The organism is Pseudomonas sp. REB1044 (genome assembly GCF_038813925.1).
Lineage (GTDB): Bacteria > Pseudomonadota > Gammaproteobacteria > Pseudomonadales > Pseudomonadaceae > Aquipseudomonas > Aquipseudomonas boreofloridensis.
Genome location: NZ_CP046139.1, coordinates 4,266,352 through 4,288,864 on the forward strand (window position 1 = coordinate 4,266,352; position 22,513 = coordinate 4,288,864).

Genomic DNA, 22,513 nt, shown 5'->3' on the forward strand with positions numbered 1-22,513 from the left:
ACGTCCGGCGCACGGCAACGCACTGATGAGGATGTACCGATGAGCAAAAGGATTGCCCTACGCCGTACCACACTGCTGGGCGCCGCACTGGGCCTGGGCCTGATGAGCCAGGTCAGCGCCGCCGCCAGCAACCTGGTGTTCTGCTCCGAAGGCAGTCCGGCGGGCTTCGACACCGCGCAGTTCACCTCGGCCACCGACAACGATGCCGCCGAGCCGATCTACAACCGCCTGGTGGAGTTCGAGCGCGGAGGCACCGCCGTGCAGCCGGGCCTGGCCACCGACTGGCAGGTATCCGACGACGGCCTGACCTACACCTTCCACCTGCGCCCCGGGGTCAAGTTCCACAGCAACAAGGCGTTCACACCAACCCGCGACTTCAACGCCGATGACGTGCTGTTCACCTTCCAGCGCATGCTCGACCGCGATCATCCGTTCCGTAAGGCCTACCCCACCGAGTTCCCCTACTTTGTCAGCATGGGCCTGGACAAGAACATCGCCAAGGTCGAGAAGCGCGACCCGATGACCGTGGTGTTCACCCTGAACACGGTCGATGCGGCGTTCATCCAGAACATCGCCATGGCCTTCGCCTCGATCCTGTCCGCCGAATACGCCGACCACCTGCTGGCCAGCGGCAAGGCCAGCGACATCAACCAGCAACCCATCGGCACCGGCCCGTTCGTGTTCCAGCGCTACCAGAAGGATGCGCAGATTCGCTACAAGGGCAACAAGGACTACTGGGCGCCGGACCGGGTCAAGCTGGACAACCTGGTGTTCTCGATCAACATCGACCCGTCCGTGCGCATCCAGAAACTGCGCCGCGGCGAATGCCAGATCACCCTGCACCCCCGCCCGGCCGACCTGCCGGCGCTCAAGCAGGACGCCAAGCTGAAAGTGCTCTCGCAACCGGGCTTCAACCTCGGCTACATCGCCTACAACATCAAGCACCCACCCTTCGACCGACTGGAAGTCCGCCAGGCACTGGACATGGCGGTGAACAAGGCGGCGATCATCGATGCGGTGTACCAGGACGCTGGCCAAGCGGCCGTCAACGCCATGCCGCCCACCCAGTGGTCCTACGACAGCAGCATCAAGGACGCCCCCTTCGATCCGGCCAAGGCCAAGCAACTGCTGGAGCAGGCCGGGGTCAAGCCGGGGACCGAAATCACCCTGTGGGCCATGCCGGTACAACGCCCCTACAACCCCAACGCCAAGCTCATGGCGCAGATGCTCCAGGCCGACTGGGGCGCGCTTGGTTTCAAGGTCCGCATCGTCAGCTACGAATGGGGCGAGTACCTCAAGCGCATGAAGAATGGCGAACACGACATCGCCCTGATCGGCTGGACCGGCGACAACGGCGATCCGGACAACTGGCTCGGCACCCTGTTCAGTTGCGACGCCATCGGCAGCAACAACTACTCGCAGTGGTGCGACCAGCCCTACGACGCGCTGGTCAAGAAAGCCAAGCAGGTCACCGACCGCGCCCAGCGCACCGAGCTGTACCAGCAGGCCCAGCGCCGCCTCAAGGCCCAGGTGCCGATCACGCCCGTGGCGCATTCCACGGTCAACCAGCCGCTGAGCCTGCGCGTCAAGGACTTCAAGGTCAGCCCCTTCGGCCGCAACGTCTTCTCCGACGTCGGCATCGATTGACGCCATCACGGATCCGGGCGTGCCACGCACGTCCGCGAACCCGTGCAGCCCGAATTTGCCCGGCGACCCCAGGCAGATACCCGCAACACCGTGACAACACTGGCCCCTGAGGCCGGCTGATAACTAGAAAAGAGAAAGGGAGCTTTCATGTCGATACGAACCAGAACCACTGCACTGGCCTTGTCCGTCGGCGCCTTCTGCGCCTTCGCCCAGGCCGAACCCGCCAGCCAGGACTACATGCCCATCACGCTCAAGTCCGCCAGCGACCAGGCGCAGGCCACCGGCTTCTTCGAAGGCCAGAGCCTGAGCGGCAGCACGCGCAACTGGTACGCACGCGAACACGCCGCGCGCGGCCCGCTGTGGCGCTACTACAAGAGCGACGGCACCCGCCACGACACCCACAGCCGCGAGAACTGGGTGCAGGGCACCATCCTCAACTACAGCTCCGGCTTCACCCAGGGCACCATCGGCTTCGCCACCGAAGTGGCGGCCTACAACGCCGTCGCCCTGCTGCGCGACCGCGAATCCATCGCCGGGCCGAACAACCGCACCCTGACCCACAGCGACGGCGATCCGGTCGACCAGTGGAGCAAGGCGAGCCTGGCCAACGTCAAGGCGCGTATCTCCAACACCACCCTGACCGTTGGCCGCCAGTCACTGGACACGCCGATGATCGCCTACATCGGCAACCGCGCCCTGCCCTCCAGCTTCCAGGGCGTGGCCCTGCACAGCGCCGAGTTCGACAACCTGACCTTCGACCTGGGCACCTTCGACCGCGTCTCGCCGCGTACCGAACAGAGCCTGAGCAAGTTCCGCAGCGAATACGGCGCCCTGGGCGTGGAAACCGACCGCGCCAGCACCGCGGGCCTGAGCTACCAGCCGTTCAAGAGCCTGACCACCAGCCTGTACGCCACGCGCGTGGACGACTTCTGGAACCAGTATTACTTCGGCGCCAGCCACGTGCTGGGCGACAGTTCGGTGCTGAGCCTGAACACCGGCCTGAACTACTACAAGACGGTGGACACCGGCAGCAAGAAAATGGGCGAGATCGACAACGACACCTACAGCCTGTCGCTCGGCCTCACCCACCAGGCCCACACCCTGACCGCGTCCTGGCAGCAGGTCAACGGCAACGAGTACTTCGACTACCTGCACGAAACCAACGGCATCTACCTGGCCAACTCGCTGCTGTCGGACTTCAACGGCCCGAACGAGAAATCGCTGCAGATCGCCTATGTGCTGAACATGGCGCAATACGGCGTGCCGGGCTTGAAATTCAACCTGTACAACGCGCGCGGCTGGGGCATCGACGGCACCCACTACCGTGGCACCGCCTATGACGTGCGCGGCATGGACGGCGAAACCCACTACGAGTGGGGCTTCGGTACCAGCTACGCGGTGCAGAGCGGCCCGCTGAAGGACACCAGCATCCGCGCCACCTACACCGCGCACCGGGCGAGCCAAGCCCAGGCCGACGGCAGCCTGGACGAGTTCCGCGTGGTGACCACCATTCCATTCAACATTCTCTGAACCGCACCCCATGCCCCGGACCCGCGGGGCCATGGGGTCTACGCTGAAGACATACGCAGGGAGGTTCCATGCATTCGCTACCGCTACGCGCTGCCCTGGCAGCGATCATTCTCGGCGCCGCCGGTCAGCTCGCGGCCAAGCCGCTGGTGGTGTGCACCGAGGCGAGCCCGGAAGGGTTCGACATCGTCCAGTACACCACGGCGGTCACCGCCGACGCCTCGGCCGAGACGGTGTTCAACCGCCTGGTCGATTTCAAGCCCGGCACCACCGATATCGAACCGGCCCTGGCCGAACGCTGGGAGATCAGTGACGACGGCCTGACCTACACCTTCCACCTGCGCCAGGGCGTGAAGTTCCACACCACCGACTATTTCACCCCTACCCGTGAATTCAATGCCGACGACGTGCTCTGGAGCCTGAACCGCCAGCTCGATCCCGCGCACCCGTGGCACGACAAGACCAGCGTCGGCTACCCCTATTTCGAGAGCATGGCCTTCAAGGACCTGCTCAAGTCGGTGACCAAGACCGACGACCACACCGTGGTCATCACCCTCACCCGTCCCGAAGCGCCATTCCTGCGCGACATGGCCATGGCCTTCACCTCGATCTACTCGGCCGAGTACGGCGACCAACTGCTCAAGGCCGGCAAGACCGGCGAGCTCAACAGCAAGCCGATCGGCACCGGCCCGTTCGTCTTCCAGCGCTACAACAAGGACGCCCAGGTCCGCTACAAGGCCAACCCGGACTACTTCCGCGGCAAACCGCCGAGCGAAACCCTGGTGTTCGCCATCGCCACCGACAACAACGTGCGCCTGCAAAAACTGCGCGCCAACGAGTGTCAGATCGCCCTGTACCCCAAACCTGACGACGTACCCGGCATCAAGACCGATTCCAGGCTGAAAGTGGCCGAGATCGAAGCCCTGGTGACCGGCTACATCGCCCTCAATACCGAGCACAAGTACCTGAACGACGTACGCGTGCGCCAGGCGATCAACATCGCCTTCGACCGCCAGACCCATGTCGATCAACTGTTCGGCAAGGGCAATGCGCTGGTGGCGGTCAATCCTTACCCGCCGACCCTGATCGGCTACAACACCGACAACCGCAATCCGCCCCGCGACCTGGACAAGGCCCGCGCCTTGCTCAAGGAAGCCGGCGTGCCCGAAGGCACCACCTTCACCCTGTTCACCCGCAACGGCGGCGGGCCGACCAACCCCAACCCGCGCCTGTCGGCGGAAATGCTCCAGGCGGACCTGGCCAGCATCGGCCTGAAGCTCGACATCCGCGTGATGGAGTGGGCCGAGATGCTGCGCCGCGCGAAAAAAGGCGAAGCGGACCTGGTGTCCGCCGGCTGGGCCGGCGACAACGGCGACCCGGACAACTTCCTCGGCCCCATGCTCAGTTGCGAGGCGGCCAAGAGCGGAGAGAACTATGCGCGCTGGTGCAACCCTAAGTTCCAGGAACTGATCACCCAAGCCCGTCTGATCATCGACAATGAGCAGCGTGCAGCGCTCTATCGCCAGGCCCTGGCGGTGTACGATGCCGACCTGCCGTGGATCGCCATGGCCCACCCGAAGATGTTCACGGCCCTGCGCCAGAACGTGGAGGGCTATGTCATCAGTCCCCTGACCAATAACAACTTCGCCACCACCCAGGTGAAGTAGAAGAAACGACCGCCGCCGACCTGCTCGCGCAGCCGGCGGCCGCCTTGACCGGCCCGATGAGGTACCTCCGACGATGTTGAGTTTTATTGCCCGGCGCCTGGGTCTGCTGATTCCGACCTTTTTCGGTATCACCTTGCTGACCTTCGCGCTCATACGCCTGATCCCCGGCGACCCGGTGGAAGTGATGATGGGCGAGCGCAGGGTCGACCCCGAGATGCACGCCCAGGCCATGGAGCGCCTGGGCCTGAACAAGCCGCTGCCTGCCCAGTACCTGGACTACATCGGCAAGCTCGCCCAGGGTGACCTGGGCGAATCGCTGCGCACCCGCGAGAGCGTGTGGAACGAGTTCACCACGCTGTTCCCCGCCACGCTCGAACTGGCCGTGTGCGCCCTGCTGTTCGCCGGTGTGTTCGGCCTGCTCGCCGGGGTGATCGCCGCGCTCAAGCGCGGCTCGCTGTTCGACCATGGGGTGATGGGCATTTCCCTGGCCGGCTACTCCATGCCGATCTTCTGGTGGGGCCTGATCCTGATCATGTTCTTCTCCGTGAGCCTGGGCTGGACACCGGTATCCGGGCGCATCGACCTGCTCTACGACATCGAGCCGAAGACCGGCTTCATGCTCATCGACACCCTGCTCAGCGATGAAGAAGGTGCGTTCAAGGACGCGCTGATGCACCTGATCCTGCCGTCCATCGTGCTCGGCACCATCCCGCTGGCGGTGATCGCGCGCATGACCCGCTCTTCGATGCTCGAAGTGCTGCGCGAGGACTACATCCGCACCGCCCGCGCCAAGGGCCTGTCGCCGTCCCGCGTGGTGTTCATCCACGGCCTGCGCAACGCGCTGATCCCGGTGCTGACCGTGTTCGGCCTGCAGGTCGGCACCTTGCTGGCTGGAGCGGTGCTCACCGAGACCATCTTCTCCTGGCCGGGCATCGGCAAATGGCTGATCGAAGCCATCGGCGCCCGCGACTACCCCGTGGTGCAGAACGGTATCCTGCTCATCGCCTGCCTGGTGATCCTGGTCAACTTCGTGGTGGACATCCTCTACGGCCTGGCCAACCCCCGTATCCGTCATCAGCGCTGAGGACCTCGTCATGTCTCATCCGATTTCCGACGCTGCGACGCCGGCTACCGCCGCCGACCACAGCGCACTCTACCCCTCCCCCTACAAGGAGTTCTGGCAAGCCTTCTCGCGCAACAAAGGCGCAGTGGCAGGCCTGGCCTTCATGTGCCTGATCGTGTTCTGCGCGCTGTTCGCCCCCTGGGTCGCGCCGCACAATCCCAGCGAGCAGTACCGCGACTTCCTGCTGACGCCGCCGGTGTGGCTCGAAGGCGGCACCTGGCAGTTCGTGCTGGGCACCGACGAGTTGGGACGCGACCTGCTCTCGCGGCTGATCCAGGGCGCCAGGCTGTCGCTGCTGATCGGCCTGTCGTCGGTGGTGATGTCGCTGATTCCAGGCATCCTGCTGGGCCTGTTCGCCGGCTTCTTCCCGCGTCTTCTTGGGCCTTCGATCATGCGCCTGATGGACGTGATGCTGGCGCTGCCATCGCTGCTGCTGGCCGTGGCGATCGTCGCCATCCTCGGCCCTGGCCTGATCAACACCGTGATCGCCATCGCCGTGGTCTCGCTGCCGTCCTACGTGCGCCTGACCCGCGCCGCCGTGATGGGTGAGCTGAACCGCGACTACGTCACCGCCGCGCGCCTGGCCGGCGCCAGCCTGCCGCGCCTGATGTTCGTCACCGTGCTGCCCAACTGCATGGCGCCGCTGATCGTGCAGGCGACCCTGAGCTTCTCCTCGGCGATCCTCGACGCGGCGGCCCTGGGCTTCCTCGGCCTGGGCGTACAACCGCCTACGCCGGAATGGGGGACCATGCTGGCGTCGGCGCGCGACTACATCGAGCGCGCCTGGTGGGTGGTGAGCCTGCCCGGCCTGACGATCCTGCTCAGCGTCTTGGCAATCAACCTGATGGGCGACGGCCTGCGCGATGCGCTGGACCCGAAACTCAAGAACGCCACCTGAGGAGAACGCCATGTCACTGTTGCAGATCAACAACCTCAACGTGCGCTTCGGCGACGCCGATGCCGTCCCCGTGGTCGACGGCCTGGACCTGGTGGTGGATGCCGGCGAGATTCTCGCCATCGTCGGCGAGTCCGGCTCGGGCAAGTCGGTGACCATGATGGCCCTGATGGGGCTGATCGAAGCGCCCGGCCGCATCACCGCCGACTCGCTCACCTTCGACGGCACCGACATGCTCAGGCTCAGCGCCCGGCAGCGGCGCAAGGTGGTGGGCAAGGACATCGCCATGGTCTTCCAGGACCCGATGACCGCACTGAATCCCAGCTACACCGTGGGCTACCAGATCGAAGAAGTGCTGCGCCAGCACCTGGGCCTGAAGGGCAAAGCGGCCCGCCAGCGCGCCCTGGAGCTGTTGCAGAAGGTCGAGATTCCGGCGCCCGAAAGCCGCCTGGACGCTTACCCGCACCAACTCTCCGGCGGCATGAGCCAGCGCGTGGCGATCGCCATGGCGATTGCCGGCGAGCCCAAGCTGCTGATCGCCGACGAACCGACCACCGCGCTGGATGTGACCATCCAGGCGCAGATCATGGAACTGCTGGTCAACCTGCAGCGCGAGCGCAACATGGCGCTGATTCTGATCACCCACGACCTGGCGGTGGTCGCCGAGACCGCCAAGCGCGTCTGCGTGATGTACGCCGGCCAAGCGGTGGAGGTAGGTCAGGTGCCGGAACTGTTCGACCTGCCCGCCCACCCCTACAGCGAAGCGCTGCTGGCGGCGATTCCCGAGCACAGCCTGGGCGCCGAGCGCCTGGCGACGCTGCCGGGCATCGTGCCCGGTCGCTACGACCGGCCGCAGGGCTGCCTGCTGTCGCCGCGCTGCCCTTACGTGCGTGACAATTGCCGGGCCCAGCGTCCGGCCCTCGATCCCCAGGCCCACAGCCTGGCACGTTGCTTCTATCCGCTGAACCAGGAGGTGGCGTGATGAGCGTCGTGCTGTCTGCCCGTGAACTGACCCGTCATTACGAAGTGTCCCGTGGCCTGTTCAAAGGCCATGCCCTGGTGCGTGCGCTCAATGGCGTATCGTTCGAACTGGAGGCTGGCAAGACGCTGGCCGTGGTCGGCGAGTCCGGGTGCGGCAAGTCCACCCTGGCGCGCGCCCTGACCCTGATCGAAGAGCCGTCCTCCGGCTCGCTGCAGATCGCCGGCACCGAAGTCGCCGGCGCCAACAAGGCCCAGCGCCGGCAATTGCGCCGGGACGTGCAAATGGTCTTCCAGAGCCCCTATGCCTCGCTCAACCCTCGGCAGAAGATCGGCGACCAGTTGGCCGAGCCGCTGTTGATCAACACCTCCCTCAGCCGCGCCGAGCGCCGCGAGCGGGTGCAGCAGATGATGCAGCAGGTGGGGCTGCGCCCCGAGCATTATCAACGCTACCCGCACATGTTCTCTGGCGGCCAGCGCCAGCGCATCGCCCTGGCCCGGGCGATGATGCTGCAACCCAAGGTGTTGGTGGCGGACGAGCCCACGTCGGCGCTGGACGTGTCGATCCAGGCGCAGGTGCTGAACCTGTTCATGGACCTGCAGCAGGAGTTCAACACCGCCTATGTGTTCATTTCGCACAACCTGGCGGTGGTGCGGCACGTGGCCGATCAGGTGCTGGTGATGTACCTGGGGCGACCGGCGGAGATGGGACCGAAGGCCGATATCTACGACAAACCCCTGCATCCCTATACCCAGGCACTGCTGTCGGCGACGCCGGCGATTCATCCCGATCCGCTCAAACCGAAGATTCGCATCGCCGGCGAGTTGCCCAATCCGCTGAATCCGCCGGATGGCTGCGCGTTTCACAAACGCTGTCCGTATGCGACGGAGCGGTGTGCCAAGGAGGTGCCGGCGTTCAGGCACGTCAGCACCAGGCAGGTGGCCTGCCATTATGCGGAACAGTTTCTCTAACGGTTGGAAAACTGGGCGGCCCTCGCTGCGAAAAGCAGCCGTAGAGTACGCTGCCCAGTGACGACTCCTGACGAAAGACAAGCGCCCCCGGATCGCCGCCAGTGCTGCGATCATTGTCGAACAGAACGTTCAGGACTTCGATAACTCAGAGACGGCCAACAGGCCGATGCGAATCTCACCGCCCCTCGATAACGCTCCGACCACCTCAGTCCAGGCCATGTGCTCGATGCTGAGGTGTTGGGAGCAGTCTCTATCTTGAGCCAAAAAAGCTTACACCGATGACGCCGCATTGAAGAATGCCTGGAGAAGCACTGGCATAACTATGGCGTCTCGATCCAGACGCTGGGTTTTGCGTAAGTCGAACGAGAGCGTGGTTGAGATAAAACGAATCTACAGTTTGGTTTTTCAATACTTTCCTTCTGGAAACATCTTCAATACGCTCTTCAAGATGAAACAGTCATGACTGGTCGGCAGTTCATCAATGTATGTACTCATCCGAAGTCTCGCAGTTGCGCATCTGGCCGACAATGTCGCGTCTTTACGTTACAAGAAGGCCTGCCCGCAAAGCCCGCCTCCCGCCCCCTAAAGGTATGATGATGAAAGGCTACACAGTTCATGCAAACGGCATACGGCAGTTCGTTGTGGAAGAGGGCGAAGGCGCCCCGTGGTTCTGCTTCACGGGTTTCCGGAAACCCATTACGCCTGGCGATACCAGATTCCCGCCCTGTCCAAACATTTTCGTGTGATTGCGCCTGACCTTCGAGGTTATGGAGAGACAGATAAACCAGCCTCCGGCTATGACAAGCGAAACATGGCGCTCGACATTCGAGCATTGCTTCATGCACTCGACATTCCGAAAGTCGCCTTGGTGGGTCATGACCGCGGCGCACGTGTCGCCACTCGGTTCGCCAAGGATTATCCTGATTTGATTGACCGTTTGGTGGTCATGGATAACGTGCCGACACGCATCGTGGCACGCGATCTCAACGCCTCAATCGCCAAGGCGTACTGGTTCTTCTTGTTCCACCTCGTACCCGATCTACCGGAGACGCTCATCAGTGGGCGCGAGGCGGTCTGGCTCAGGCACTTTTTCTCGGACTGGACGTACGATCCATCGTGCATCAGTGGTGAAGCGTTTGACACCTACGTGCGTGCTTACCAGGCGCCAGGGGCAGTGCGTGGTGCCATGGCAGACTATCGTGCGAACGCCCAGGATGTTGAGCAGGACTTGGCCGACGCCGACGTGAAAATCAGTTGCCCGGTGATGTCGCTATGGGGGGCGGATTTTCATGCGGTTGGCAAGCTGTTCGACATGAAAAAGGTATGGGCGGAAATGGCCGACGACCTTCAGACACACGCCATTGAACAGTGTGGTCACCTCCCACAAGAAGAGCAGCCAGAGACCGTCAATAAACTGCTGCTCGATTTTCTGGAATCCTGGCGTGGCTGAGAGTGCTTCAGTCATGAGTGGGTGCTGACCAGCCTCAGCGAAACCACGCCGGCTCACGTGTTTTTCAAGCAACTCAGCAGCAGAAAAAAACCTCTGCAATCGTCAGCCTACATTCGCACTTTGATAAGGCTCGAACTTGGATCGTCAACTACACAGGGCGAGACAGGCTGTCCTTTGATCTTTAGGAGCAAGACAATGAGATACCCAACTTTTAACAAGGCTGCACTTTGGCCCCTCGTCTTTATACTTTCCCTCTCGGGAGGGGTGTCTGCTGCCACACCTCCAGCAGCTCCTGCGAGTTACACCATGCACGTCGGCAAACTGAAAGTGGTCGCTTTAAATGACGGTTATTTACCAGCGGACATGATGAAGATTCTGGAAGGCGGTGATGGAAAGCGGATCACTGCGCTACTGAAAGAAGCAAATCTGGATAAAGATGCCGGAATATCCGTCAACGTTTATCTGGTGGATACGGGTGACAAAAAGATACTCGTGGATACGGGCGGCGGTACGCTCACCGGCAAAACGGCGGGCCATTTGCAGGACAGTCTGAGGGTCGCCGGTTACACACCCGAGCAGATTGATGTGGTGTTAATGACTCATCTGCATGCAGATCATATTGGCGGCCTTCTGAATGGAGAGCAGCGGGCATTCAAGAACGCCGTAGTGAAAGTCAACGATCAGGAGTTGACCTACTGGATGTCGGACGCATCCGCTGCCTTGGGCAAAGAGGACAAGCCCAGCGCATTCTCTGCTGTCAAACACTACTTGAAGCCTTACCAGGACGCTGGCCGTGTTTCCACATTCAAGTGGGGGGACAACGTCATGCCGGGAATCGAGGCTGTGGATCTGCGAGGCCATACGCCGGGGCACACCGGTTTCAAGATCGGAGCGCAGGGCGACCAACTACTCTTCTGGGGTGATGTTATCCATGTAGAACCCGTGCAATTTCCTGAGCCTGAAGTCACCGTCATTTACGACACCACTCCAAGCCAAGCAGTGAAAACCCGAAAAGCCGCCTTGGAGATGGCTCCCAAGGCAGGCTATTGGGTAGCGGACGCCCATATTGACTTCCCAGGTATTGGCAAGGTCGAAACTCACGATGGCAACTACATCTGGAAGCCCATCGAGAAATAGCAGTTCAGAGCGATGATGGGGCACACCCGGACTGAGTCGGAAGATGCAGATGACGCGGGAATGGACATTCGCTCATCGGTACCAGCGTCTGAGAGGACAGGCGTGGGGCATTCATTGACATGAACGCCCCCAGCATGCGTTTGAAACACGATGGATCTGCTTTTGCAGCTCCATTGGTTACATCAGTGCATGAAGATAGCGATCAAGATGATCACTGGAATTGGGACGCCGAGCATCCAGAGCAGAATCGAGCGCATGATGAGTTCTCCAGTAGTGAATGCGGATTAGCGCACGACGGTGGTCGAGGCGTGAACGTGGCGGTCTTCTTCGATCCAGCGTGCGCGGTCACGCAGACGACCGCCGAACAACGCGGCGAAGCTGGCGAAGAAGGCGCCACACAGCAGGGAGATGAAGGTCCAGATGGCGGTCCAGGCGGCTACTTTGGCTGCAGTGTCGGCAGCTTGCTGAGCGGCCTGCTTGGCCTGGGCGGCATCCTGACGCGCTTCCTCATAGACCTGCTCGACGCGCGATTGCGCTTCGGCCTGGGTCAGACGAGTGCGCTGGGCAACCATCTGCGCCAAGTAGGTACGATCTTCGGCGGACATGCCATTGTCGGCAGCCAGGCCGCGCAGCAGGATGCGGCTGGCGACGCCGTTGGCAGCATCTTCGCTCACACCCACCGGGCCTTCGCTGCGGAACAACCGATCGACGTAGTAGCCCATCGGGTCGGCGGCGCCGGACGGCTTGCTCTTGTCATCGCTCATCGACACGCTGGCCACGGCGCCCGAAGCAGCGGCGGCACCGGCCGACGCGCCCGCACTGGCCAGACCGCCTGCCGAGGACACCACCAGCACGGCAGTGACCAGGGTCGCGACAGCCCAGGACAGGAACCCATGCGCCGTGTCGCGGAAATACACTTCGTCACCATGCAAGTTGGCCCACTTCACGCGTAGACGACCGGCCATGTAGCCACCCAGGCCAGAGGCCAGGATCTGAGTGATCAGCAGCCAGACGATGGTGGAAATGCCCAATGCCTTGGCGCTGGCCCCCTCGTTCGCCCACGGCGAGGAGGCCGCGAAGCCCAGGCCTGCGCCCAGAATGATGAGGATCAGTGACAAGGCAGCCGCAGCAGCGGCACCGGCGAAGATGGCGGCCCAGGAAACGCCCGAGCGATTCGGGGCCTCGGAGACAGCGGTTGGCAGATCGGCAGTGGTTATCATGATTCGGCGCCTTATGAAGGTGAGCAAAACTTCCGTTGGTTTGCACGAGGGTCGGTGCACTGCCCGTGCCAGATGTGCCAAAAAATAACCTCGTCATAAATCAACGACTTGCAGAATCGACGAATCTTAGGATCGTGCGAAACGCCCGAAGTCCGATAAAACAGGTGGGCGTTATGCAGTGCCATGCGCTCAAGCCCGGCCACCGGGCTTGCCCGTCGAACTGCGACGATGCACTATCGCGCCATGACCGCGCCCACGCTGATAGACGGCCCCGAACAGACTCCGCTGACTGCGCAGATCGTCTTGCGCTACCACCTGTGCTGGAAGCATCGCGACCTGGACGGAGTGATGGCGCTCTACCACCCGCAGGTGCGTTACCACGACTTCTTCCAGAACCGCGTGCTCGGCTACGCCGAACTGCGCGAGTACGTGGCCGCCTGCCTGCCCCACCAGCAGGGCGAAGATATCGTTCACAGCGACCGCATTCGCGTCGATGGCTGCACGGCGTTCATCCAATACCAGGTGACGGTCCAGGGCGGTGAGGGGCTGGTGGCCTTTCAGTCCAGCGAAGCGATCACCGTGCGCGACGGGCTGATCTGGCAGGTCAACGAATATGCCACGCTGGTGCGCCAGGACGCGCGCGTGGGCAACGGTGGGCGGACGCGTCCGGCCACTAGCCGGCTCGGTTTGTCGCCGCGTCAGTTGAGCACCATGGCGCAGGATCTGGAGCACTACTTCCAGCAGCGCCGGCCGTATCTGGATCCGCAGCTCAACCTGCAACAGGTCGCACAGCACAGTGGCTACAGCCGTAACCAGATCTCCTACCTGTTCAATCAGGTGCTGGGACAGAGCTTCTATCGCTACGTCAATCAGGCGCGGCTCCAGCACCTGCTGGCTCAGCTCAGCGATACCGACCTCCAGACGCCGGTCGACGAACTGGCGTTCAGTGCCGGCTTCAACTCGCTCTCGGCCTTCTACAAATGCTTTCGCGAACAGACCGGCCTGTCTCCCAAGGCGTACGTGAAGCAGATTTCTCTGCGTGCACGCACGTAAGACAGTGGAGCGGACCTGCCACTAGCATCGAGCACAACCCAACCTTTTTTCCGGGAGCCGTACTCGATGCAAGCCTGGCGCACGATCAGCCTGTGGATGGACCAGCTCGACGAGCCGCTGGACGCGCGACCGTCCCTCGCCCACGACATCGATGTCGACGTATGCATCATCGGCGCCGGCTACACCGGGCTGTGGACAGCCTATTACCTCAAGCGCCAGGCCCCGCACCTGCGCATCGCCATCCTTGAAGCCCACACGGCCGGTTTCGGTGCATCCGGTCGTAACGGCGGTTGGCTGATGGGCAACCTGCTGGGTGAGGATCGCCTGCTCGCCACACTGTCACCGCTACAGCGCCGCGACAGCATCGACCTGCTGCACGACATTCCCGACGAAGTGCAGCGTATGTTGCAGCGCGAAGGCATCGACTGCGATTACCGCAAGGGTGGGGTCATCTACTGCGCGGCCCGTTACCCGGAGCAGGAGCGTAGCCTGCGTGCCTACCTGGACGATCTGTACCGCCAAGGCATGAACGAGGACGACTACCGCTGGCTCACACCCGAGGCACTGGCCGGACAACTGCGGGTCAGCAATGCCTACGGCGCAATCTTCAGCCCGCATGTGGCGACCATTCAGCCGGCCAAGCTGGTGCGGGGCCTGGCACGGGTGGTGGAGGGCCTGGGCGTGGCGATCTACGAAAACACCCCGGCCCTCGATTGGCAGAGTGGCGAGGTGCGTTGCGCCCAGGCCAAGGTGCGCTGCCAGTGGGTGGTGCCTGCGGTGGAAGGCTACGCAGCCAGCTTGCCACCGCTGGGGCGGCATCAACTGCCCGTGCAGAGTCTGCTGGTGGCCACTGAGCCGCTGCCCGACTCCGCCTGGGAGCAGATCGGCCTCAGCCAGGGCCAGGCCTTCAGCGAAGGCAGCCGTCAGGTCACCTACGGCCAGCGCACCCTCGACAACCGCCTGGTATTCGGCGCTCGCGGCGGCTACCGCTTCGGCGGTCGCCTGCGCGAAGACTTCAATCTCACCGACGCCGAAATCGAGCTGCGCCGCTACCTGTTCGGCGAACTGTTCCCGCACCTGAAGCACGTGCGCATCACCCACTCCTGGGGCGGCAACCTGGGCATGGCGCGGCGTTTCCGCCCGCATATGCTGTGTGACCGTCAACGCGGCCTGGCGCTATCGGGCGGCTATGGCGGCGAAGGCGTCGGCGCCACCAATCTCGGCGGACGCACGCTGGCCGCCTTGATCCTCGGCCAGCAGAACGTGCTGACCGCCCAGCCCTGGGTGCACGACAACCGGCCGCTGTCGAGCCTGGCCAGTTGGCCGCCCGAGCCCTGCCGCTGGCTGGGCTACAACGCCATCATTCGCAGTTTCGTCCATGAAGACCGCGTTCTCGCCGACCCGGCCAGCCCGGCCTGGCGACGCAACCTGGCCAGTGGCCTGGCCGACTTCATGGAAGGTTTCATGCACTGAGTTTCACCCACTCCCACACGAGAATCCGCCGTCATGAGCATCACCCAGTTCAAAGACACAGAACGCGCCGTCCTGGAGACTTCCAACCCGGTCGCCGTGCCCCTTGGCGAACCCGTTGCCGTGACCTCGGTGACCTGCGTCGAGCGCAGCGACGGCGTCGAAACCGGCATCTGGGAATGCACCCCAGGCCGCTGGCGCCGGCAGATCGTGCAACAGGAGTTCTGCCACTTCATCAAGGGTCGCTGCACCTTCACGCCAGACGGCGGCGAGCCGCTGCTCATCGAAGCCGGAGACGCCCTGATGCTACCGGCCAACAGCACTGGTACCTGGGACATCCAGGAAACCGTGCGCAAGACCTATGTGTTGATTTTCTGATCCGCTGATCGCCTGCCGCTCCTCGACAACAACAAACTCAGCAAGGTAAACCGGACATGCGCACACTTCTCATCGCTCCCCTGATACTGGCGGCCGGCGTGGCCAGCGCCGCCGACTCGGTGAAGATCTACAACTGGTCGAGCTACGTCGCGCCCGACACGCTGAAGAATTTCCAGAAGGCCACCGGCATCGCCCCCACCTACGACGTCTACGACAGCAACGAGACCCTCGATGGCAAGCTGATGACCGGCAACTCCGGTTACGACGTGGTGTTTCCCTCCAACCACTTCATGGCGCGGCAGATCCAGGGCAAGGCGCTGAAGAAGCTCGACAAAAGCCAGTTGCCGAACTGGCAGAACCTCGACCCGCGCCTGCTCAAGGTGCTCGAGGTGAACGATCCGGGTAACCAGTATGGTTTCCCCTATCTGTGGGGCAGCACTGGCATCGGTTACAACATCGACAAGGTCAAGGCCGCGCTGGGCGCCGACGCGCCGGTGGATTCCTGGGACCTGATCTTCAAGCCCGAGTACCTGAGCAAGCTCAAGAGCTGCGGCGTGGCGGTGCTGGACAATGGTCCGGAACTGCTGCCCATCGCCCTGAACTACCTGGGCCTGCCGCACCACAGCCAGAAACCCGAGGATTACGAGAAAGCCAAGGCGCTGCTGATGAAGGCTCGTCCGTACATCAGTTACTTCCATTCGTCCAAGTACACAGGCGACCTGGCCAATGGCGATGTGTGCGTGGTGGTGGGTTTCTCGGGCGATGTATTGCAGGCCAAGAACCGCGCCGAGGAAGCGAAGAATGGGGTCAAGGTGGGCTATTCGATCCCGAAGGAAGGTGCGCCGCTGTGGTTCGACATGGTCGCCATGCCTGCCGACGCCCCGGACGAGAAGGCCGGCTACGCCTACATGAACTATCTGCTCGAGCCTGAGGTGATGGCCAACATCAGTAACTACGTGCAGTACGCCAACGGCAATGCCAAGGCCGACGCCTTGGTCGATCCGGCGCTCAAGCACAACACCATGATCTACCCCAGCGACGATGTGATGAACAAACTGTTCGCCCTGGAAGCGATGCCCGCCAAGATCGATCGCCTGCGCACCCGCATCTGGACCAGCGTAAAGGCAGGCAACTAGCGGCTTGCCGCTAGTTGCAAGCGGCAAGCGGCAAGCGGCAAGCGGCAAGCTGCAAGCTGCAAGCTGCAAGCAAGAGCAAGAGCAAGAGCAAGAGCAAGAGCAAGAGCAAGAGCCCTACGCGATCTGCTTTTCTCTTGCCGCTTGGAGCTTGCCGCTTGCAGCTTTTTGTTTGCCGCTTGTTGCTCTGAGTCGCCGGGGCCTACGGCCCCGGCGACTCAGTGGTGCTCACGCGTAGCGCGGAACTGGATGTCTGGCCAGCGCTCTTCCATCAGCGCCAGATTGACTCGGGTGGGCGCCAGGTAGGTCAGGTGGCCGCCACCGTCGATGGCCAGGTTTTCCACGGCCTTGTTCTGGAATTCCTCGAGCTTCTTCTTGTCGTCGCAGGCGATCCAGCGGGCCGACCACACGGTGATCGGCTCATAGGCGCACTCCACCTTGTATTCCTCCTTCAGGCGGCTGGCGACCACATCGAACTGCAGCACACCCACGGCGCCCAGAATGATGTCGTTGCTGCGCTCGGGGAAGAACACCTGGGTCGCGCCCTCTTCGGCCAACTGCTGCAGGCCCTGACGCAGTTGCTTGGACTTCAGCGGATCTTTCAGGCGCACACGACGGAACAGTTCCGGCGCGAAGTGCGGAATGCCGGTGAAACCGAGCACCTCACCCTCACTGAAGGTGTCGCCGATCTGGATGGTGCCGTGGTTGTGCAGACCGATGATGTCGCCGGCGTAGGCTTCTTCCAGTTGCTCGCGCTCGGAGGAGAAGAAGGTCAGTGCATCGCCGATGCGCAAATCCTTGCCCAGACGCACATGACGCATCTTCATGCCCTTCTCGTACTTGCCCGAGCAAATGCGCATGAACGCGATACGGTCGCGGTGCTTGGGGTCCATGTTCGCCTGGATCTTGAACACGAAGCCGGTGAACTTCTCCTCCACCGGCTCCACGGTGCGCTCGTGGGCGACCCGTGCCAGTGGACGTGGCGCCCAGTCGACCACGGCGTCGAGCACGTGATCGACGCCAAAGTTACCCAGCGCGGTGCCGAAGAACACCGGGGTGAGTTGGCCGTTGATGAACTCGTCCTGGTTGAACTCGTGGCAGGCGCCCTGCACCAGCTCCAGTTGCTCCACGAACGAATCGTACTGATCGCCCAGGTGGGCGCGGGCTTCGTCCGAGTCCAGCTTCTCGATGATCTTGGCCTCGGTGCGCTCATGACCGTGCCCGGGGGTGTAGACCACGATGTAGTCGCCGGTCAGGTGATACACGCCTTTGAAATCGCGGTAGCAGCCAATCGGCCAGGTGATGGGCGCCGCCTTGATCTTCAGCACGGCCTCGATCTCGTCGAGCAGTTCGATCGGATCGCGGATGTCGCGATCGAGTTTGTTGATGAAGCTGACGATGGGCGTGTCGCGCAGACGGCAGACGTCCATCAGGGCGATGGTCCGCGGCTCGACGCCCTTACCACCGTCGAGCACCATCAGCGCCGAGTCCACCGCCGTCAGGGTGCGGTAGGTGTCTTCGGAGAAGTCTTCGTGGCCGGGGGTGTCGAGCAGGTTGACCATGTGCTCGCGGTACGGGAACTGCATCACCGAGGTGGTGATAGAGATGCCGCGCTGCTTCTCCATTTCCATCCAGTCGGAGGTGGCGTGGCGGTCGGACTTGCGCGACTTCACGGTACCGGCGACGGAAATGGCCTTGCCCATCAACAACAGCTTCTCGGTGATGGTGGTCTTACCGGCGTCGGGGTGGGAAATGATTGCGAAAGTGCGGCGCTTCGCGACTTCGGCGGCCTGATGGGTCATGGGAAATCGCCTGAATGGGGATCGAAAAAGGGGCGATATCATACCTGAAGTCGCACGCCAGACCAAAGTGCGCTCGGCCGCAGGTCGCTGGAATGGTCCCGTATCGCTAAGAGATCAAAGGCGTGACGCCCAATCGCCCGCCAACCCGTCGATCGTAACTGGCGCGCGCCCCGGCAGATGTGCGACCAACTCCAGCCTGCCGCCCATGGCTTCCAGATAGGCGCGCAGGGTAGCGATCAGCATGGAGAGACTGCCGCTGCAACTCGTTGCCCGACAGCAGGTAAATCAACGCCTTTCAGCAGGAAATCCACTGTTCTCCTGAAGGAAAAATCGACTAGACCAGTGATGAACACTGGCCAAACGCCTCCACCCATGGGAACCTTTGTCCCCTCGGAGACGTCCACTCCCCTGCAACCCGCTTCGGTTCCAGGGCTGGTTACACCAGCATCCACGAGCCTGACGGGGCTCGACTCATGGCGTGAACGCCCTGCTTGGCAGGCGCCGCGCTGCTACTCGCGAACACACCACCGCCACCCGCTCGGGTCGGCCAAGAAGAAGTGTGCTCGCCGACGACAAAAAAGGAGTCCACCTGTGGCAAAACGCTACGGAACTGGGCTGTTGGGATGGGCCGCCGTGCTCGTCATCCTGGCCCTGCTGATCCACTGGATCGGCCTCGACACAATCGCGCGTTATCGCGACGATCTGACGTTCTACCTGCAAGCGCACCTGGTGTTGGTGCTGGCTTCGATGGCGGCGGCACTGGCCGTGGGCATCCCCGCCGGCATTGCCTTGAGTCGACCGCACCGGGTCGACAAAGCCGAGCGCTTCATGCAGTTCTTCAATATTGGCAACACCATCCCTCCCCTGGCCGTACTGGCCATCGCCCTCAGCGTTCTGGGCATCGGCGCAGGCCCTGCGATCTTCGCCCTGTTCCTCGCCTCCCTCCTGCCGATCGTGCGCAACACCTACGAAGGCCTCAAGAACGTCCCCGCCTCGCTCAAGGAAGCCGCCACCGGCATCGGTATGACCCCACGCCAGCAACTGTGGCAGGTCGAGTTGCCCAACGCCGTGCCGATCATCGTCGGCGGCGTACGCGTGGCCCTGGCGCTCAATGTCGGCACCGCGCCACTGGCCTTCCTGATCGGCGCCAACAGCCTGGGCAGCCTGATCTTCCCCGGCATCGCCCTGAACAATCAGCCACAGCTACTGCTCGGCGCGGCCTGCACGGCCTTGCTGGCACTGCTGCTCGACGCGCTGGTGAGTGCCTCCAGCAAACGCTGGCTGGAACGCGGCCTGGCCCATTAAGAAGAGGCAATCCATGAAGAAAGCTATCGCCTTGCTCCTGGGCGCGGGCCTGCTGTTGGCAGGTGTTGCCCAGGCGGCGGAAAAACCCCTGATCCGCATCGGTGCGCGGGTCTTCACCGAGCAGACCGTGCTCGCCGAAATCACTGCCCAGTACCTGCGTGCCAACGGCTTTGATGTGCGCGTCACTGGCGGTCTGGGCAGCAGCCTGGCGCGCCAGGCCCAGGAAACCGGCCAACTGGACCTGATGTGGGAATACACCGGCGTGTCGTTGGTCTCCTACAACCACATTCAGGAACGCATGCCCAGCGCCGAGGCCACCTACGCCAAGGTCAAGGAACTGGACGCGAAGAAAGGCCTGGTCTGGCTCAAACCGTCCAAGTTCAGCAACACCTATGCCCTGGCCTTGCCCAGCGCGGTGGCCAAGGCCTACCCGCAGGTGCGCACCATCAGTCAGTTGAATCAGGTGCTGCAGGATGAACAGGCGCGCAAGCACCTGGTCGCCCTCGACACCGAGTTCGCCAATCGCCCGGATGGCCTGGACGGCCTCCAGCAGCGCTACGGCATGCAACTGGGCCGCGCCAACATCCGCCAGATGGACGCCGGGCTGGTGTACACCGCTCTGCGCAACGACCAGGTGTTCGCCGGCCTGGTCTACACCACCGACGGTCGCCTCAACGCCTTCGAGCTGACGCTGCTGGAGGACGACAAGCACTACTTCCCGGACTACACCGCCGGCCCGGTGGTCCGCAAGGCTGTGCTCGACGCCCATCCGCAACTGGCCGAGCTGCTCGCGCCGCTGGCCGATGCGCTTGACGACGAAACCATGCGCCAGCTCAATGCCAAGGTCGATGTCCAGCACCAGAGCCCGTCCTCGGTCGCAGCCACCTTTCTGCGTGATCATGACCTGCACGAGGTGACCCCATGAGCCTGCTCGACACCTTCGCCCACCTCGACTGGGCATTGGTCCTGCAACTGACCTGGCAGCACATCATGCTGGTGGGCATCGCCGTGGGCCTGGCCATCGTCATCGGCGTGCCGCTGGGCGTCCTGATGACCCGCTTTCCGGTCCTGGCCGGGCCGCTGCAAGCCAGCGCCACGGTGCTGCTGACCATCCCCTCCATCGCCCTGTTCGGCCTGCTGCTGCCGTTCTACTCCACATTCGGCCAGGGCCTGGGGCCGCTGCCGGCGATCACCGCCGTGTTCCTCTATTCGCTGCTGCCGATCCTGCGCAACACCTACCTGGCCCTGACCAACGTGGAACCCGGCATCCGCGAGGCCGCGCGCGGCATCGGCATGACCTTCGGCCAGCGCCTGCGCATGGTCGAATTGCCCATCGCCGTGCCGGTGATTCTCGCCGGCGTGCGTACCGCCGTAGTGATGAACATCGGCGTGATGACCATCGCCGCCACCATCGGTGCGGGTGGCCTGGGCGTACTCATCCTGACCTCCATCAGCCGCAGCGACATGTCGATGCTGCTGGTCGGCGCCGTGCTGGTCAGCCTGCTGGCGATCGTCGCCGACCTGCTTCTGCAAACCCTGCAACGTGCCCTGACTCCAGAAGGACTGCGCCCATGATCGAATTGAAGAACCTCAGCAAGACCTTCGACGTCAACGGCAAGGACGTCAAAGCCGTGGACTCGGTCAGCCTGACCGTCAACGAAGGCGAGATCTGCGTCTTCCTCGGCCCCTCGGGCTGCGGCAAGAGCACCACCTTGAAAATGATCAATCGCCTGATCACCCCGACCTCCGGCCAGGTGTTCATCAACGGGGAGGACACCAGCGGCCTCGACGAGGTCACCCTGCGCCGCCACATCGGTTATGTGATCCAGCAGATCGGCCTGTTCCCCAACATGACCATCGAGGAAAACATCACCGTGGTGCCGCGTCTGCTCGGCTGGGACAAGCAACGTTGCCACGACCGGGCGCGTGAGCTGATGAGCATGATCAAGCTCGAACCCAAGCAGTACCTGCAGCGCTACCCACGCGAGCTGTCCGGCGGGCAGCAGCAGCGGATCGGCGTGATCCGCGCCCTGGCGGCCGATGCGCCGGTGCTGTTGATGGACGAGCCGTTCGGTGCGGTCGACCCGATCAACCGCGAGATGATCCAGAACGAATTCTTCGAGATGCAGCGGGCGCTGAACAAGACCGTGATCATGGTCAGCCACGACATCGACGAAGCCATCAAGCTGGCCGACAAAATCGCCATCTTCCGCGCGGGCAAGCTGCTGCAACTGGACCATCCGGACACCCTGCTGGCGCATCCGGTAGACGACTTCGTCAGCAGCTTCGTCGGCCAGGACAGCACACTCAAGCGCCTGTTGCTGGTGCGCGCCGAGGATGCCGCGGACAACGCACCGTCGGTCAGCCCCGAGACGCCGGTGGCCGAAGCGCTGGAGTTGCTCGACGAGCACGACCGCCGCTATGTGGTGGTGACCGACGCGACGAACAAGGCCCTGGGCTATGTGCGCCGCCGCGACATGCACCGCCAGCAGGGCACGTGCGCCGACTTCCTGCGTCAGTTCAACGCCACCGCCGCCCATGACGAGCACCTGCGCATCCTGCTGTCGCGCATGTACGAGTTCAACCGCGCCTGGCTGCCGGTGCTCGATGCCGAGCAGGTGTTCCTCGGCGAGGTTACCCAGGAGTCGATCGCGGCCTACCTGAGCTCGGGTCGCTCACGCGGTGCCAAGACCAGCATCGTCTCACCGGCCGAGGTTGTCGCCTCCTGAGCGGCAGCCGAGTCGATTTTCACCTCG

General features: G+C 63.0%; 20 protein-coding genes. 17 read left to right on the forward strand and 3 right to left on the reverse strand.

Annotated features, from left to right (window positions below):
* Window positions 1-102 precede the first annotated feature (102 nt).
* The 9 genes from GKC70_RS19470 (at window position 103) to GKC70_RS19510 (ending at window position 11,396) form a co-directional block, all read left to right on the forward strand.
* On the forward strand, window positions 103-1,647 hold the full coding sequence (locus tag GKC70_RS19470) for an ABC transporter substrate-binding protein (RefSeq protein WP_342651553.1): 1,545 nt from the start codon (window positions 103-105) through the stop codon (window positions 1,645-1,647).
* 147 nt (window positions 1,648-1,794) lie between these two features.
* On the forward strand, window positions 1,795-3,177 hold the full coding sequence (locus GKC70_RS19475) for an OprD family porin (RefSeq protein WP_342649627.1): 1,383 nt from the start codon (window positions 1,795-1,797) through the stop codon (window positions 3,175-3,177).
* A gap of 68 nt (window positions 3,178-3,245) precedes the next feature.
* Window positions 3,246-4,841: an ABC transporter substrate-binding protein gene (locus GKC70_RS19480; RefSeq protein WP_342649628.1), complete on the forward strand. Its 1,596-nt coding sequence runs from the start codon at window positions 3,246-3,248 to the stop codon at window positions 4,839-4,841.
* Window positions 4,842-4,914: 73 nt separating this feature from the next.
* Complete coding sequence (locus tag GKC70_RS19485) at window positions 4,915-5,925, forward strand: ABC transporter permease subunit (RefSeq protein ID WP_342649629.1); 1,011 nt, start codon at window positions 4,915-4,917, stop codon at window positions 5,923-5,925.
* A 10-nt stretch (window positions 5,926-5,935) separates the two neighbouring features.
* Window positions 5,936-6,862 carry an ABC transporter permease subunit gene (locus GKC70_RS19490; protein WP_342649630.1) on the forward strand — a complete coding sequence of 309 codons (927 nt, stop codon included), beginning with the start codon at window positions 5,936-5,938 and terminating at the stop codon, window positions 6,860-6,862.
* 10 nt (window positions 6,863-6,872) lie between these two features.
* Entirely contained in the window at window positions 6,873-7,841 is a 969-nt protein-coding gene (locus GKC70_RS19495; protein WP_116887616.1) for an ABC transporter ATP-binding protein, read from the forward strand.
* The gene (locus GKC70_RS19500) at window positions 7,841-8,809 is read left to right on the forward strand and encodes a peptide ABC transporter ATP-binding protein (protein ID WP_342649631.1); all 969 of its coding nucleotides are present in this window, start codon (window positions 7,841-7,843) and stop codon (window positions 8,807-8,809) included. Before GKC70_RS19495 ends, GKC70_RS19500 begins: the two co-directional genes overlap by 1 nt.
* 664 nt (window positions 8,810-9,473) lie before the next feature.
* Window positions 9,474-10,259: an alpha/beta hydrolase gene (locus GKC70_RS19505; RefSeq protein ID WP_342649632.1), complete on the forward strand. Its 786-nt coding sequence runs from the start codon at window positions 9,474-9,476 to the stop codon at window positions 10,257-10,259.
* A gap of 306 nt (window positions 10,260-10,565) precedes the next feature.
* Window positions 10,566-11,396 carry an MBL fold metallo-hydrolase gene (locus GKC70_RS19510; protein WP_342649633.1) on the forward strand — a complete coding sequence of 277 codons (831 nt, stop codon included), beginning with the start codon at window positions 10,566-10,568 and terminating at the stop codon, window positions 11,394-11,396.
* 284 nt (window positions 11,397-11,680) lie between these two features.
* Here GKC70_RS19510 and GKC70_RS19515 read toward each other — a convergent pair whose 3' ends face one another.
* A complete protein-coding gene (locus tag GKC70_RS19515) occupies window positions 11,681-12,616 on the reverse strand; it encodes a hypothetical protein (protein ID WP_342649634.1) in 936 nt (311 codons plus the stop codon).
* 228 nt (window positions 12,617-12,844) lie between these two features.
* Here GKC70_RS19515 and GKC70_RS19520 point away from each other — a divergent pair, with 228 nt between their 5' ends.
* The 4 genes from GKC70_RS19520 (at window position 12,845) to GKC70_RS19535 (ending at window position 16,653) form a co-directional block, all read left to right on the forward strand.
* Window positions 12,845-13,669, forward strand: a complete 825-nt coding sequence (locus GKC70_RS19520; RefSeq protein ID WP_342649635.1) for a helix-turn-helix domain-containing protein — start codon at window positions 12,845-12,847, stop codon at window positions 13,667-13,669.
* A gap of 66 nt (window positions 13,670-13,735) precedes the next feature.
* Window positions 13,736-15,142 carry an FAD-dependent oxidoreductase gene (locus tag GKC70_RS19525; protein ID WP_342649636.1) on the forward strand — a complete coding sequence of 469 codons (1,407 nt, stop codon included), beginning with the start codon at window positions 13,736-13,738 and terminating at the stop codon, window positions 15,140-15,142.
* Between the two features lie 33 nt (window positions 15,143-15,175).
* The gene (locus GKC70_RS19530; protein ID WP_029613627.1) at window positions 15,176-15,517 is read left to right on the forward strand and encodes a cupin domain-containing protein; all 342 of its coding nucleotides are present in this window, start codon (window positions 15,176-15,178) and stop codon (window positions 15,515-15,517) included.
* 56 nt (window positions 15,518-15,573) lie between these two features.
* Window positions 15,574-16,653 carry a polyamine ABC transporter substrate-binding protein gene (locus tag GKC70_RS19535; RefSeq protein ID WP_304483790.1) on the forward strand — a complete coding sequence of 360 codons (1,080 nt, stop codon included), beginning with the start codon at window positions 15,574-15,576 and terminating at the stop codon, window positions 16,651-16,653.
* Between the two features lie 215 nt (window positions 16,654-16,868).
* On the opposite strand, the gene GKC70_RS19540 is transcribed toward GKC70_RS19535, so the two are convergent.
* Together GKC70_RS19540 and GKC70_RS19545 are read right to left on the reverse strand one after the other, a co-directional pair.
* Window positions 16,869-18,452: a peptide chain release factor 3 gene (locus tag GKC70_RS19540; protein WP_039575533.1), complete on the reverse strand. Its 1,584-nt coding sequence runs from the start codon at window positions 18,450-18,452 to the stop codon at window positions 16,869-16,871.
* Window positions 18,453-18,566: 114 nt separating this feature from the next.
* Entirely contained in the window at window positions 18,567-18,695 is a 129-nt protein-coding gene (locus GKC70_RS19545; RefSeq protein ID WP_342649637.1) for a hypothetical protein, read from the reverse strand.
* 348 nt (window positions 18,696-19,043) lie between these two features.
* Here GKC70_RS19545 and GKC70_RS19550 point away from each other — a divergent pair, with 348 nt between their 5' ends.
* The 4 genes from GKC70_RS19550 to GKC70_RS19565 are packed head-to-tail and all read left to right on the forward strand — an operon-like array spanning window position 19,044 to window position 22,486.
* Window positions 19,044-19,757 carry an ABC transporter permease gene (locus tag GKC70_RS19550; RefSeq protein WP_342649638.1) on the forward strand — a complete coding sequence of 238 codons (714 nt, stop codon included), beginning with the start codon at window positions 19,044-19,046 and terminating at the stop codon, window positions 19,755-19,757.
* Between the two features lie 13 nt (window positions 19,758-19,770).
* Window positions 19,771-20,682 carry a glycine betaine ABC transporter substrate-binding protein gene (locus GKC70_RS19555; RefSeq protein WP_295484433.1) on the forward strand — a complete coding sequence of 304 codons (912 nt, stop codon included), beginning with the start codon at window positions 19,771-19,773 and terminating at the stop codon, window positions 20,680-20,682.
* Window positions 20,679-21,332: an ABC transporter permease gene (locus GKC70_RS19560; protein ID WP_116887612.1), complete on the forward strand. Its 654-nt coding sequence runs from the start codon at window positions 20,679-20,681 to the stop codon at window positions 21,330-21,332. Before GKC70_RS19555 ends, GKC70_RS19560 begins: the two co-directional genes overlap by 4 nt.
* Complete coding sequence (locus GKC70_RS19565) at window positions 21,329-22,486, forward strand: ABC transporter ATP-binding protein (RefSeq protein WP_342649639.1); 1,158 nt, start codon at window positions 21,329-21,331, stop codon at window positions 22,484-22,486. The genes GKC70_RS19560 and GKC70_RS19565 overlap by 4 nt, the downstream gene beginning before the upstream one ends.
* The last annotated feature ends 27 nt before the right edge of the window (window positions 22,487-22,513 follow it).